Source organism: Acinetobacter sp. CAU_H_60 (assembly GCF_058599385.1).
Window position 1 is genome coordinate 1,656,819 of the sequence record NZ_CM178653.1, and the last position, 13,727, is coordinate 1,670,545.

General features: G+C 40.6%; 14 protein-coding genes. 5 read left to right on the top strand and 9 right to left on the bottom strand.

From position 1 onward, the window contains the following. Positions 1–8 precede the first annotated feature (8 nt). Complete coding sequence (locus tag AC4MBN_RS07650; RefSeq protein ID WP_159122907.1) at positions 9–533, bottom strand: hypothetical protein; 525 nt, start codon at positions 531–533, stop codon at positions 9–11. Between the two features lie 230 nt (positions 534–763). Next, a complete protein-coding gene (locus tag AC4MBN_RS07655) occupies positions 764–1,876 on the bottom strand; it encodes an S-(hydroxymethyl)glutathione dehydrogenase/class III alcohol dehydrogenase (protein ID WP_166138145.1) in 1,113 nt (370 codons plus the stop codon). A gap of 120 nt (positions 1,877–1,996) precedes the next feature. On the opposite strand from AC4MBN_RS07655, the gene AC4MBN_RS07660 reads away from it, so the two are divergent. The 3 genes from AC4MBN_RS07660 (at position 1,997) to AC4MBN_RS07670 (ending at position 4,915) form a co-directional block, all read left to right on the top strand. Then, complete coding sequence (locus AC4MBN_RS07660) at positions 1,997–3,550, top strand: phospholipase D family protein (RefSeq protein ID WP_491880087.1); 1,554 nt, start codon at positions 1,997–1,999, stop codon at positions 3,548–3,550. A gap of 263 nt (positions 3,551–3,813) precedes the next feature. After that, the gene (locus AC4MBN_RS07665; RefSeq protein ID WP_432242433.1) at positions 3,814–4,251 is read left to right on the top strand and encodes a hypothetical protein; all 438 of its coding nucleotides are present in this window, start codon (positions 3,814–3,816) and stop codon (positions 4,249–4,251) included. 172 nt (positions 4,252–4,423) lie between these two features. Then, positions 4,424–4,915, top strand: a complete 492-nt coding sequence (locus tag AC4MBN_RS07670) for a pyridoxamine 5'-phosphate oxidase family protein (protein WP_432242434.1) — start codon at positions 4,424–4,426, stop codon at positions 4,913–4,915. Positions 4,916–4,975: 60 nt separating this feature from the next. On the opposite strand, the gene AC4MBN_RS07675 is transcribed toward AC4MBN_RS07670, so the two are convergent. The 7 genes from AC4MBN_RS07675 to AC4MBN_RS07705 form a co-directional block, all read right to left on the bottom strand. After that, on the bottom strand, positions 4,976–5,560 hold the full coding sequence (locus AC4MBN_RS07675; RefSeq protein ID WP_034704166.1) for a uracil-DNA glycosylase family protein: 585 nt from the start codon (positions 5,558–5,560) through the stop codon (positions 4,976–4,978). Between the two features lie 32 nt (positions 5,561–5,592). Continuing rightward, positions 5,593–6,303, bottom strand: a complete 711-nt coding sequence (locus AC4MBN_RS07680; protein WP_419364452.1) for an SGNH/GDSL hydrolase family protein — start codon at positions 6,301–6,303, stop codon at positions 5,593–5,595. Positions 6,304–6,519: 216 nt separating this feature from the next. Next, a complete protein-coding gene (locus AC4MBN_RS07685) occupies positions 6,520–7,578 on the bottom strand; it encodes a fatty acid desaturase (protein WP_491880088.1) in 1,059 nt (352 codons plus the stop codon). Between the two features lie 411 nt (positions 7,579–7,989). Continuing rightward, on the bottom strand, positions 7,990–8,733 hold the full coding sequence (locus AC4MBN_RS07690) for an SDR family oxidoreductase (RefSeq protein ID WP_419364456.1): 744 nt from the start codon (positions 8,731–8,733) through the stop codon (positions 7,990–7,992). 51 nt (positions 8,734–8,784) lie between these two features. After that, positions 8,785–9,483: a histidine phosphatase family protein gene (locus AC4MBN_RS07695; protein ID WP_034702771.1), complete on the bottom strand. Its 699-nt coding sequence runs from the start codon at positions 9,481–9,483 to the stop codon at positions 8,785–8,787. Then, complete coding sequence (locus AC4MBN_RS07700) at positions 9,480–10,601, bottom strand: phosphotransferase family protein (protein ID WP_491880089.1); 1,122 nt, start codon at positions 10,599–10,601, stop codon at positions 9,480–9,482. The genes AC4MBN_RS07695 and AC4MBN_RS07700 overlap by 4 nt, the downstream gene beginning before the upstream one ends. Positions 10,602–10,655: 54 nt before the next feature. Beyond that, positions 10,656–11,897: an acyl-CoA dehydrogenase family protein gene (locus AC4MBN_RS07705; RefSeq protein ID WP_180002058.1), complete on the bottom strand. Its 1,242-nt coding sequence runs from the start codon at positions 11,895–11,897 to the stop codon at positions 10,656–10,658. A gap of 94 nt (positions 11,898–11,991) precedes the next feature. Here AC4MBN_RS07705 and AC4MBN_RS07710 point away from each other — a divergent pair, with 94 nt between their 5' ends. Together AC4MBN_RS07710 and AC4MBN_RS07715 are read left to right on the top strand one after the other, a co-directional pair. Further along, on the top strand, positions 11,992–12,909 hold the full coding sequence (locus AC4MBN_RS07710; RefSeq protein WP_491880090.1) for a LysR family transcriptional regulator: 918 nt from the start codon (positions 11,992–11,994) through the stop codon (positions 12,907–12,909). A gap of 161 nt (positions 12,910–13,070) precedes the next feature. Then, entirely contained in the window at positions 13,071–13,688 is a 618-nt protein-coding gene (locus AC4MBN_RS07715) for a thermonuclease family protein (protein WP_419364463.1), read from the top strand. Positions 13,689–13,727 lie beyond the last annotated feature (39 nt).

The following is a 13,727-nucleotide window of genomic DNA, read 5'->3' on the forward strand; positions in this document are numbered from 1 at the left end:
ATTTGCAATTAACGGGTTACGCGATTCCATGCATCACGTACTGCAAATTTTGCCTGTTCCCAGTTCAGACGTGACTGGCCTTTTGCCTGTTCCCATTTTACTTTCAGATCGCTTTCTACATCTTCAAAACGGGTATTAGCATCATATGCTCCACGGTTTTCATAACCGACACGATAGGCCGCATCATAGTCACGATCGTAATCTAAATCGCTATACGTGGTACGGGCATCTGAATAATAAGGGGTTTCAACGGCATTATCTCGCCAGAATGCTGCTTCTTCAGTCGGGTTCACAGCTTCGCCTACGCCTTTACCTGCGAGACCACCGACCACTGCCCCCACAACACCGCCTACTGCTGCACCAACAGGACCGCCTGCTGCACCGACCGCTGCACCTGCAGCTGCGCCACCGGCAGCACCTACGCCTGTGCCAATAGGATGTGCACCTGGCTCGCCGCTAATTGGATCGGCATTTAAATCATCACGGACATCTTTAGGAGAATTTTTAATACGATCAAATCTATCATTCGACATAGAGCTTATCCTTATTCTTTAAAATGATTCTTAAACATGGTTTTAATCGCGTCTCTCAATACGCTTCTATTCACTATAAGCATCTGGCATGTAATGACCTTAGAAGCCTTGTGTTTTTTAGGTAAAGCTCTGTGGTGCTTTGATAGGCAAATGTATCTGATATATTTTAATTATTAAAATAAAAGGCCGGTGTTTACCGGCCTTTATGAAGTTTAAATCGCTAAATCATTTTAATCAAAATGAATCACGCTACGGATCGACTTGCCTTCATGCATCAGATCAAAGGCTTCATTGATCTGTTCTAATGGCATCGTATGTGTCACAAATGGTTCTAACTGAATTTCACCTTTCATGGCCTGTTCAACCATGCCCGGTAATTGAGAACGACCTTTAACACCACCAAATGCCGTACCCATCCATTTACGGCCTGTGACTAGCTGGAATGGACGAGTTGAGATTTCTTTACCTGCACCTGCTACGCCAATAATCACAGACTGACCCCAGCCGCGGTGTGCACATTCCAGTGCTGAACGCATTACGTCGACATTACCAATACATTCAAAAGAGTGGTCTACGCCCCAACCGGTCATTTCCACAATCACTTGCTGAATTGGCTTGTCATAGTCTTTCGGATTCACAAAATCAGTAGCACCAAACTGTTTAGCCAGTTCGAATTTATCCGGATTGGTATCCACGGCAATAATACGGCCGGCTTTAGCCTGACGAGCACCTTGTACAACTGCAAGACCAATACCGCCTAAGCCAAATACAGCGACGCTATCGCCTTCCTGTACTTTAGCAGTGTTATGTACTGCACCAATACCTGTAGTCACGCCACAGCCTAATAAACACACTTGCTCATGGTTAGCTTCAGGGTTAATTTTCGCTAGAGAAACTTCTGCAACGACTGTATATTCAGAGAACGTTGAACAGCCCATATAATGATAAATCGGCTGGCCATTATAAGAAAAACGGGTAGTTCCATCTGGCATTACACCTTTACCCTGAGTCGCACGAACCGCTACACACAGGTTGGTCTTACCCGATTTACAGAACAGACATTCACCACATTCTGCTGTGTAAAGTGGAATCACATGATCACCCGGTTTCAGACTCGTTACGCCTTCACCTACCTCAACGACCACACCCGCACCTTCGTGGCCTAAAATGGCTGGAAATACGCCTTCCGGATCATCACCAGACAAGGTAAATGCATCGGTATGACATACGCCAGTATGGCTAATTTTTACCAGTACTTCACCTGCTTTTGGTGGAGCAACATCTACTTCCACAATTTCTAATGGCTGACCTGGGCCAAATGCAACCGCTGCACGTGATTTCATGTAAGACGATCCTTTTATTACTGATTTACAGATGATTAACAGTAACCTCTTTCTATTCGGATATTCAACCATTAACATCACTAGTTGAGGAATAAAACCCCTATAACTAATGGAACATCAATGACTAAGCCCTCGTCAATTACATGTTTAAGTATTTTTGTTTTTAGCCTGACTATTTCTGGCTGTGAATTAGCTCCCAATACAGCAAAAGAAGAAGCTATTACTCCAGTACAATCGGCCCACTGGATTAAAGAGGAACAACTGCCACAGATTCAGGAAGGTAAAACGGCTTATCTGCCTTTATATGACGGTTTTATGAGTATGGCGGCACGGTTATATCTGATCAATCAGGCCAAATACCATCTCGACCTACAATATTACATCTGGAAAGATGACTATATTGGCAATATGATCCTCTCCCAATTATTAAAAGCCGCAGACCGTGGCGTGAAGGTTCGAGTTCAAATTGATGACCAGAACGGAACTAAACTGGATGATAAGCTGCTGGCCTTAGCCCAGCATCCTAATTTCGAAGTCCGACTATTTAATCCTTATAAATTCCGTCAATTGCGTGCCCTAGATTACGGATTCCGTATGAAATATGTTAATCCGCGCATGCATAACAAACTGATTATTGCGGATGGTACGGCAGCGGTCACGGGTGGTCGGAATATCAGTAGTGAATATTTTGATGCCAGTGAGGATTTTCAGTTTAGCGATGTCGATATTTTCTTTGCCGGGAAACCAGCCCACGATGCGAATCAGACCTTTATCAAATTCTGGAACGATGATCTAAGCTATGATATCCGACAAGTTCTGAATGATTCAGGCAATCCACAACTTTTAAAACGGTTGAGAACCGAATTTAAAGAAGATGAAGTCGATAAGAATGAGCTGAAACGCCGAGTCGGTATTGCGGAACAGCAGATTGATGAACAGCTGAGAAAGCGCCCGATCAAATGGGGAAATGCCTATTTTGTTGCCGATGCCCCTTCCAAGGTCCGTCGTAGCGCCCAGAATGGCGATTATATTTATACCCATATGCTGGAACTTATGGGTGAACCCAAAGATCATCTGGAACTGGTTTCTTCTTATTTCATTCCCACTCAGGAAGGTGCGGATTATTTAAGTAAACGTGCCCAACAGGGTGTCAAAATCAGAATTTTAACCAATTCTTTCCAAGCGAATGATGTAGCTTTAGTACATGCCTATTATCAGCAATACCGTAAACAGCTCCTCAAAAATGGAATCGAACTATGGGAATTCAAACCTTATATTGAACGGCCAAAACGGACCTGGTATGAAATTATGACCGGTAATATTATTCCGGCTAAAAATAAGAACAGTTCCAGTCTACATGCCAAATTCTTTGATCTGGATGGTATGGTATTTATTGGTTCCTTTAACTTTGATCCACGCTCTGCCTATTTAAACACTGAAGTCGGTCTGGTGATTGAATCAGATCAGCTCCAAGACGAAATTACCAAGTCCTTAAACCAGTATTTACCCAGAATGGCTTATCAGCTTAAGTTAAATAAAGAGGGTGAGATCATTTGGCTGGAACACCAAAAAGATAGTTCAGTCATTCAGCATAATCATGATCCTGAAACAACACAATTCCAGCGTTATATGATGAATCTGGCGACAAAATTCCCAGGAGAATGGTTAATGTAATGACAGATAAATTGCAATCAAATTACATTTAATGTGATTTTTCCTTAATTGATAGTTGGCTCTGGATATTTTAGATCTTTATTGGTGATAAGCTGAACAATATAAAATTGACTAAATCTATAAAGCAGGTTGTTCTACTTATATTTTTCAGCTTATTTCTTATACATTAATCAGATCAATGCTGACAAAGGTTTTACCTATTCCGTTGATTGCTCTAAAATTACACTTTTCCAGTATTTTGCGAATTTTCGCTTTCCACTCCCATGCAATTTTTTGATTTAAGCCGTCAGTTTAAACTCAGTGATATTCTCACCCCTGTTAAGACCTTGCAGGATCTGTCTCAACAAGAATGGTTTTTAGCCAAAGTACGGGTTGAACATGATTGCCTGTCTGATTCAGACTTGGTCGAAGGTCAGGTCGTACTTAAATCTAATCAGAATATCCAGGTCGAACTGGAATGGCTGATTCAGGATACCGGTTATGAATTACAGGTGCTATTTAAAGGTGTTGAAACCGAAGCTTCTGAAGAAACGCTGGTGATGGTTAAAGGTGCGCAACTGGTCGATGAACAACAGCAACTGATTTCTGCACAAGCTTTAAGTTTATGGATTGACGGGACATTACTTCCGATGTTGCCAAATATTCGCAAAGAAATTAAAGTGCGCTTAAACCTGTGGGATTATGTGGAATATGATGGTTAATTCATTTTTTCATTTCTAAAATTTAAAAGAGCCATATCGGCTCTTTTTCGTTTACAGGGAATTTACCTGATATTTTTAATTGGTTAAATTGCCCTTGCCTGAATATTTTTATGGCAATGCCTATTTTAGACATACAGATTAAGCTTGATTAAAATAATAAAGAGAAAACATCATGATTCCCCCTTCTGAATGGCAAAATATCCGTCAGGTAGTTGCTAATGCACAGCGTGCAGCAATGCATTGTTCGATCGCAACCGTCAATCCCCAAGGCTTTCCAAGTATTACTCCGATCGGAACTGTCTTTCTGGATCAGCAGTCTAGTACAGGTTTCTTTTTTGATACTTACTCCACCACCTTCTCTGAAAATTTACAGCATCAGCCACTTGCCTGCATTCAGGCTGTGAATAGCAGCAAACTGTTCTGGTTAAGTTCCATGTTCAAGGGAAAATTTAAGCATTATCCCGGTGTACGTTTATATGCAGAGATTGGCTCTTTACGTCCTGCAACAGCGGAAGAGATTGAGAAAGTTGAATCTCGTATCTCTACATTAAAATGGAGTAAAGGTAGCAAACTGATCTGGTCCAGCTTTCATCATGTTCGGGATATTAAAGTTAAGGATTATCGCTGGGTCGAATATCCCAATATGCAGGTAGAAAATACTTAAATACTTTCTAAAAATAAGCTTATTTCATAAATATACTTAATATTTATATTTATTCATAACTCAAATTAGACCGACATGCTCGAACATCATCCGGTAACTATCTGCTTTCTTATCCAGAGCCAAAGGATAAGCCCGGGATGAAGATGGCATCCGGTATAGATACAGGTCACGGCCAAGAAAATGTGCCTGTGTTGGCTCACCTATACCGGGTTTCAACGTACCTTCAGGCATAGAGAGCATCAAAGTATCTGTGGCCTTGTCGCCTGTAGTCATGATGTGGTTGCAGTCCGGCATTTTCCCTAATAGATCTTGCAAATTCGTTGGCACTACAATTTCCAGAAATTTATCGGAAGCATTTCCCTTCAGGCGTCGGATCTGATAAGCACTGTCAAAAATCGCAATCCCCGTTTCAGTTAGAAACTCACGGATTAGATGTTCCTGAAATTTTTTATTAGGTAAGTCCAAAAAGTAATCTTTATTTTTAAAGAAAATTAACCCAAATATCCGCCACATATCATTTTGGTAATTCGGATAATAAAAATTCATTTTCCAGCGCGTTGCGGGTGGCGGAAAACTGCCCAACATCAATAATTTGGCATTGGGCGGTAAAAATGGCGGTAATGGATGGGTTTCAATATCCGACATAAACTGTTCCAGATTCAGGTATTTCAGTTATTTTAGAATGCCTGACGGATCTTGCTAGCGACTTCTTGTCCCCAAAGTGTATAAACTTCCTTACTTGGATGAAAACCATCTTTGGCCATTTGTAAATTCATGGCCCGATATTTTTCAATATCGTATTCAATCCATTGCATGTTGATCTGCTTGTTCACAAATTTTTCCAGTTGTTGGTTCATGTGTTTGGCATATTGACCAAATAACCAGGCCAAAGGATTCGGTAAAGCTGGGAACATGTTCATTGGAGGGACACCGGCTGCAATGACCAGTTTTGGATTAAACTTTTGCTGGATTTTGCCATAAAATTGTTCCTGCTTCTTGATCCAGACATCGGCAGGCATGAGTTTAGTCACATCATTCACGCCAACTGAAGTCACGACCACATCATAGGATTTAGCTTCAATCTGGTCTAAAGTACGAATGACCTTTGAGGTGGTATCGCCCGTTTTTGCCTGTAACTTCCATTCAATTTCAAAGTCATTTCTTAACTCATGCAGAATTGCGCCGAGTAAGGCATCATCCTGATGATCTACGCCGACGCCTGCTGCTGCTGAATCACCTACAATCAGTAATGAAAGTTTTTTACCTATTCCTGTTTGACCTTCACGTGCACCTTCTGGTTCTGGAAGTTTTATCGTATTTTTTTTGACACGATTACCCTGAATTATGAGCGCGGGAATTAAGGCGATAGTGGCAGCTTTGAGCAACATAATGGACTAATTTATATAAAGATATGATTAATTTTACTGCAATTTATGGATTACGAGTAATACCTCAGCAGTCATTTTTAATGAATATTCACGTAACTTAGAATTTTGTCCGTACGCGACTTTTTAATCTTTATGTCTAAAATTTTTACTTAACGAGTAGATTAAAAAATTAAAAAAACCCGCCATTTAGCGGGATTTTTTAATGTAACTGATCTATCAAACTTTATGATCATTCCAGCGGTTCATGCGCTTGAACGTCCCAATATCATTAAAGCGAACACCCACTTCTTTCATGACTTTATGCGCTGTTTTAGAGGTCAACTGACGTATATAAAAGGGTTCTTTGACCACAAAATGATGGATCGCATGAGTTGAACCGAAATTACAGCAAAATAACTGGAATGGCACCATCCACCATGGATTCAATACCTGAGTTTGCTTGATGACATCGCGTGGATCAATATCACCATAATAATGCATATTGGAGCTAACGAATTGCAGGCTAAAAGAACGGATAAAATTCGGAATGATCCAAATTACTGCCAAGAAATTTACGAGCGGCATAGCTTCGATGATACTTTCCGACCAAAGCATTTCATAACCAAAGATTGGTGCAACGGCATTGCCTACATGAAAAACTACAAATAAATAGCACAAGCCATAATAAATCATACTTAATGGTAAGAAGCCTAATAGCTGAGAAATCATAGCAACTTTACGTTCTTTTTCAGGCTGTTTTTCCATAAAAAGATGAATCATCTTAAACATCTGAAATGGGCGTAAATAGACCGACATGAGCTGGTCACTAATCACTAGTATGCGGCGAATCCCCCATGGCATACCATTACTGATGCCACGTTCTTCAAGATCATATTCAGTGCCTGAATATTTATGATGATGCAAATGCATGCGTCGGCGAGCCCATGGACTAATCGTATTTGGACGAGCCAGCCACACTAAAGCCAACATTAAATGATGTGCCCAAGGTGTTTTTTTGAAATACATATAATGAATCAGGTCATGTTCTAATTCATGTGTCAGTGAAGCAAAAATTGCAATTAGGGGAATGGTGAACCACGCAGAAAGATAACCATATCCATATGCCAATGCGCATGCGATCATCCCCGTCCAGGCAAAACCTAAAATACTCGCACCAATGAAATTCTGATGTTTAAGTATAGGATAACGGGTACGTATTTCTTCCCCGGCCTGTGTAACGATATTTCTGACCTTAGAGATTCGCTGTTGGTCAGTCATATCCGAAGATGTAGACATATGGACAACCTTTAATTTCTGAACAGTTGTACATTAAAGGAATTTATAAAAAAGAGAAGTTATCTTTCCACTTTCGTAGCGAGTATGTCCAAGTTTTGGGCAGTTTTAGTAATTTTTTTAAGATCAAGAATAAAGCAGAAAAATAAGGAGATATTTTCTATAAAATTTATCGTCTAAAAATTCTTTTCTTAAAAATTTAATCATCTCTATTCTAATAGAATTTTTATTTTTATAGAAAAATAAAATTTATTCATCATCAAAGTGTTAATGACTTTTAGAGATTTAACTAATTATCTTAGTAATTTATAACGTTTTTAAATCCGATACCAGAATTATCCTACCTACTTTTATCCAAAATTTTGAATACTAAAAAGTAAAAAAGCCCCGAATGGAGCTTTTTAAATTGAGGTTTTAACCTAATTTATTGACTAATTTTAGCGGTAATACTTTCATTGCCAAACCGAGTGGCAACCAAGGCCATTTCGGTACATAGGCTTTGACTGGCGCTTTCTCAATTTCTTCTGCCAATAAACGTGAACCAGTTTTCTCATCTACTTCAAAAGGTAGCTTTTTCGCGCCTTCATTGATTTCAGTACGAATATATCCTGGGAAAATGGTAGTGACTTTAATTGGTGTATCTATCAGTTCAGCACGAATGCCTTCAGCCAGATGTGCAACTCCAGCCTTACTTGCGCCGTAAGCGGTCAAGTGTTTTGGCATACCACGCATTGCACTCATCGATGAAATCATCACCAGATGACCGGAGTTTTGTGCACGGAAAATTTCTACTGCAGCTTCACATTGTGCCAATGCAGAAATAAAGTTAGTTTCAACAGTAGCTTTATTGATCGCAAAGTTTCCTTTACCAATCCGGCGGCCTTCACCTACACCGGCATTGACAATAATTCGGTCAATGGTGCCAAAGTTTTCTTTAAAGGCACGGAAAACTTCAAAAACCTGATCATAATTGGTCACATCCAGTGTTTTGGCAATGACTTTAATATCATGTTGGCTTTCAAGTTCTTGCTTCAAAGTTTCCAGACGTTCCAGACGACGTGCACAAATCGCCAGGTTATAACCTTTTTTTGCAAATTCACGTGCCATACCGGCACCAATCCCTGAACTTGCACCAGTAATTAAAATCGTTTTAGCCATATTTTACCCTATCCCTTTATTTTTTCTAAGGTGTTTTATCTTCAATAATTTTTAAATCCAGGTTAGCAGGTCTGGACGCTGTGCTTTAATAAAATGATGTTCGTTCAAGCTGAGTAGCTGGGGTTCATTTCCGACCAGACGCAATGTAGTAATACTGGTATTGGTGATTGCCCAGTTTAAAGCGAAAGTTTTCTCTGGACTCAGACCTAGAATTTTACCTACCGCGACAGAAATGACACCGCCCGAGGTATACACGATTGCATAGCGCGGTTTAGTTTGCGCAAGCTGGTCGCATAAATTTTGCAAACCGGTTTCTACACGGCTTTTAAAATTGGGCCAGGATTCATCATATTCATGGTGATAATCATCACAGGTCCAGCGAGCAATCGCTCCACTAAAGATTTTGCTCAGATAATCCCGTGGATTGGCATGTTCTGAGACATCCTGCTTAAGCAGTTCTGGCTGATTAAAACGCGGTTCATAGCGGGCAAAGACCTGCTGATGATTAAACTCATTCCAGGCACTATCGGTCAAAATCTCGCTTTCAGGAAAACATTCATCTAGAGATAACTGCGCCGTTTGTTGATGACGTTGCATAGAACCAGCCACTACATACGGTGCTTCTTTCAGAATTTCATCAAAATAACGACCGAGCAGTTTTGCCTGTAATTCTCCATTTGGCGAAAGCTGATCATAACTGGCTGCCCCGAAAGATGCCTGCCCATGCCGGATCAAGTAAATGGTGGTCATTTTGGCATTAACTCTTTAAATTTCAGGATATATTTTTGTGCAATGTCATTGGCTTCCAGCTTTTGTAGACCAATCAATTTTAAGGCACGAATATGCAAGGCATGAGTCACTACCCAAAAATCCTTAAAGGCCTGATTATTGGTTTGTTTGTGGTAATAACGGTAATAGATCTGCTGGGCAATTACCGAGAGACGGAAAATCCCAAACACTTCATAAAATGTCCAGTTTTCCGGTTGCAGACCGGTTTTATCCAGATAGTAATCCACCACTTCTTTACGGGTAAACATACCTTTTAAATTGGTCGGCTGGCGACGTGTTGCTTTAAAAATGGCATTGTCCGTATCTTCTACCCAATAAGCCAAAGCAGAACCCAAGTCCATCAGCGGATCACCCAAGGTGGCCATTTCCCAGTCCAGCACCCCAATAACTTCAGTTGGATTTTGTGGATCAAGGATGACATTATCAAAACGCCAGTCATTGTGAATGACACAGGTTTTAGAATCAAATGGAATATTATCTTTCAGCCAGTTACGTACATATTTAAAAGATGGAACATTTAATGTTTTGGCTTTTTCATAACGCGCATCCCAACCTTCGACCTGACGACGGCAATAACCTTCACCCTTGCCCAGTTTTTCCAGTTCTGTACCGGTGTAAGGAACTTGGTGTAGTTCGATCAGCTTATCAATCACATTAATACATAGAGTCTGGATGTCTGATTTAGTCAGCTGCAGTTCAGGCGGTAATTTGGCGCGTGGAATAATACCTTCAATGCGTTTCATCACATAGAAGTCACAGCCAATGACTGATTCATCCTGACAGAGCGCCACCATTTCAGGTACGACTGGATAATGTTCAGCCAAGGCTTTTTGTACATGATATTCACGTGCCATGTCATGCGCAGATTTGGCTTTGGTGCCTTGAGGCGGGCGACGTAAAATTAAATCGGCATTGGCATATTGCAAACGATAAGTCCAGTTTGAAGCTCCACCGGAATATTGAGTAAGCTCTAAAGGACCTTCTACATTTACTCCTTGTTGATTTAACCAATCTGTGATGGCCTGTACATCCAGTTCCTCACCTTCACGAACTGATCCACCTACATCAATGACCGCCATAATTTTTCCTTAAAATCTTCTAATACGTTTCAATGTTCTGTATATAAAGCCAGCTTATTTTTTACGACGTGTGCTATAACCACGTTTTGCCAGTTCCAGCTTGGCAATCATACCTTTATGCACTTCATCCGGACCATCAGCCAGACGTAAGGCACGGGCTTGGGCAAAGAATCCGGTCAGCGGTGTATCACGAGAAACACCCGCACCACCGTGGATCTGAATCGCCATATCCACAACTTTTTCCAGTACACTTGGCGCAACGACTTTAATTGCAGAAATTTCAGTCAGTGCTGCCATATTCCCTAAAGTATCCATTTTATAGGCAGCATACAAGGTTAATAATCGAGCCTGATCAATGGCAACGCGAGCTTCAGCCACACGTTCCAGGTTACCACCCAGTTTTAAAATCTCTTTACCAAATGCGGTACGGCTCATACCCCGGTCAATCATAAGTTCTAATGATTTTTCAGCAGCACCGATGCAACGCATACAATGGTGAATACGGCCTGGCCCTAAACGGCCTTGGGCAATTTCAAAGCCTTGACCTGCACCGCCAATAAAATTCGAAACTGGAACACGAACATTATCAAAGCTGACTTCGCCGTGGCCATGTGGCGCATCATAGTCACCAAAGACTGGAAGCATCCGTTCGATTTTTACGCCTGCAGTATCGACTGGAACTAAAACCATGGAATGCTGATGATGACGGTCTTTGGTCTCATCCGGTGTATGTGCCATAAAGATAATGATTTTGGCATTTGGATCACCAAGGCCTGAAGACCACCATTTACGGCCATTCAAGACAATCTCATCACCTTCAACCACCGCCGTCGCCTGCATATTAGTAGCATCACTTGAAGCCACTGCAGGCTCAGTCATACAGAACACTGAACGGATTTTCCCTTCCAGTAGTGGCATTAACCATTGCTGTTTTTGTTCTTCAGAACCATAGCGCCACAATACTTCCATATTGCCACTATCTGGCGCATTACAGTTAAAGACGGTAGGTGCAATTAAGCTTCGTCCAGAAAGTTCAGCGATATGCGCATATTCCTGAACGGATAATCCCTGACCTAATTCTGGACAAGGCAAAAACATATTCCAGAGACCTGCCGCTTTGGCTTTATCTTTCAATGTTTCAAGTTCTGCCGGCCATTGCCATTTGGTCCAGTCACCGCCTTGATTCAGTTCATGCACCTGATGCCAGAAATCAGCCTCGACAGGTTCAATTTCATCAGTAATAAACTTTTTTGTTCTATTTAAATAATCCTGTGCACGTGCTGACAGCTCAAACATTGCTTTATCCCTCTGAATATTCTAATTCATACGCTTTACAACACCTTAACCCAAAACTTATTATGAATAAAATGATTTAATTCCATATAGTAGTATGCATAGTATTCATTCAAAAACCGTGATGGATCTACGAAATTTTCATCGTATTGATATTAATCTTTATCCACTTTTTATTGCCATTTACGAACAAAACAGTATTTCTAAAGCTGCGCAAATTCTATCGATAAGCCAGTCAGCGGCCAGTCATGCTTTACAACGTTTAAGACAGCATTTACAGGATGATTTATTTGTGCGAACGGGTAGCAAGATGCAGCCCACACCGTTTGCGGATCAAATCTATCCTGAAATTAAAAATGCACTTTTTGCGATTCAGAATATTTCGATGCAGCATCAGCAATTCAGACCAGAATTGATTCATAGCTTAAAAATTGCTGTACATGATGAAATTGAACCCATGATCTTTCCTAAACTGGTTCAACATTTTCAACAAATAAATCTGGACCTTCAACTGAGTAGCATGAAACTCGACCGTAAAAATATTGCTGCAGATCTTGCCTCTCAACAGGTCGATTTTGTCATTGATCTGGAGCAAAGTATTAGTGAAAAAATCCAATTTGAACGACTGGTACAAGATGAATTCGTGGTCTGTACACAACAAACAGAAATGAATGAACAGGTTTATCTAGCCTCACCTCATATTGGGGTTTCCTCACGCCGTACAGGAGTTCTAGTTGAAGATATATATTTAAGTCGAAAACATTATTCCCGACAGATTTTTTTACGTTGCCAGCACTATTCGACAGCCCTGCAAATTCTGGAACAGCAAAAGACTGCCATGCTGACGATTCCTAAAAATGTATTGATGCATCTACAGTTAGCAAACTGTCTGAATATTTTTGACGTTCCTGTACAACTGCCGAAAATTAATATGGGGATGTATTGGCATAAAGATTTGCAAGAAAATAAAAGACATCAATTTTTGAGAAATGAAATTTATAAAATTTTTGCTTAGGCTATTTATGAGATGATTTAAAATTGCTTAGGCTATTTTTACTATCAGGTTTTAGGATTAAGGTTGGCTTGGTTTTATACTGCTTAGGCTATTTTATCGGTACAAAACAAAACACCGATTGATGGCTTTTTAAGCCCTATGCGGAGTGGCTTTGATCTAAAATGGCTCAACTTTTAGCTGTGTTTATGCGGCTGTTTTTGCTGATTTGGATCTTGCCCTTGTTACATCTCTCCACTACCTGGCAAATTGTGCTGGGCTTCGTACTTCTGTGTTTTTCCTATTATCTGCTGCATAAAATTACCGTGTATTTAAAGGACCTATTTCGCCCCTTTAAGAAAGGTAAGAAATACTGGTGCAGGGTAAGTGCTGTCAGTGATGGTGACACCCTCACCTGCTACCGTTTTAATATCCGTCGCTCTGAGACCAAACTGCGTTTTGCCTATGTCGATGCGCCTGAATCTTCACAGGCCTATGGTAAGGAATCGCTACGCCTGGTTCAAAGCATGGTCAAAAATAAAATGATTCGGGTACAAATTACGGATATTGACCGTTATGGTCGCTGTGTCGGTGTGGTCTATCGTTATCGCAAGAATATCAATGAAGAGATTGTGAAACGTGGTGCGGCATGGGTCTATGAGGAATATATCCGGGATAAAAACCATTTACTCTATATGATGGAACTACAGAATAAAGCCAAAAAGCAGAAAAAAGGGTTATGGAAAAATAGCCGCCCTGTCCGTCCAAGTGTGTATCGTAAACAGATCAAAGCCTCATCTTGATTTTAAAGATCTAAAATTCAGCCTATAAAAAAGGGATTT

Bases quoted from the DNA above. Each gene is read 5' to 3' on its own strand.
- AC4MBN_RS07650 (WP_159122907.1), bottom strand. From the start codon at position 533: ATGTCGAATGATAGATTTGATCGTATTAAAAATTCTCCTAAAGATGTC.
- AC4MBN_RS07655 (WP_166138145.1), bottom strand. From the start codon at position 1,876: ATGAAATCACGTGCAGCGGTTGCATTTGGCCCAGGTCAGCCATTAGAA.
- AC4MBN_RS07660 (WP_491880087.1), top strand. From the start codon at position 1,997: ATGACTAAGCCCTCGTCAATTACATGTTTAAGTATTTTTGTTTTTAGC.
- AC4MBN_RS07665 (WP_432242433.1), top strand. From the start codon at position 3,814: ATGCAATTTTTTGATTTAAGCCGTCAGTTTAAACTCAGTGATATTCTC.
- AC4MBN_RS07670 (WP_432242434.1), top strand. From the start codon at position 4,424: ATGATTCCCCCTTCTGAATGGCAAAATATCCGTCAGGTAGTTGCTAAT.
- AC4MBN_RS07675 (WP_034704166.1), bottom strand. From the start codon at position 5,560: ATGTCGGATATTGAAACCCATCCATTACCGCCATTTTTACCGCCCAAT.
- AC4MBN_RS07680 (WP_419364452.1), bottom strand. From the start codon at position 6,303: ATGTTGCTCAAAGCTGCCACTATCGCCTTAATTCCCGCGCTCATAATT.
- AC4MBN_RS07685 (WP_491880088.1), bottom strand. From the start codon at position 7,578: ATGTCTACATCTTCGGATATGACTGACCAACAGCGAATCTCTAAGGTC.
- AC4MBN_RS07690 (WP_419364456.1), bottom strand. From the start codon at position 8,733: ATGGCTAAAACGATTTTAATTACTGGTGCAAGTTCAGGGATTGGTGCC.
- AC4MBN_RS07695 (WP_034702771.1), bottom strand. From the start codon at position 9,483: ATGACCACCATTTACTTGATCCGGCATGGGCAGGCATCTTTCGGGGCA.
- AC4MBN_RS07700 (WP_491880089.1), bottom strand. From the start codon at position 10,601: ATGGCGGTCATTGATGTAGGTGGATCAGTTCGTGAAGGTGAGGAACTG.
- AC4MBN_RS07705 (WP_180002058.1), bottom strand. From the start codon at position 11,897: ATGTTTGAGCTGTCAGCACGTGCACAGGATTATTTAAATAGAACAAAA.
- AC4MBN_RS07710 (WP_491880090.1), top strand. From the start codon at position 11,992: ATGCATAGTATTCATTCAAAAACCGTGATGGATCTACGAAATTTTCAT.
- AC4MBN_RS07715 (WP_419364463.1), top strand. From the start codon at position 13,071: ATGGCTCAACTTTTAGCTGTGTTTATGCGGCTGTTTTTGCTGATTTGG.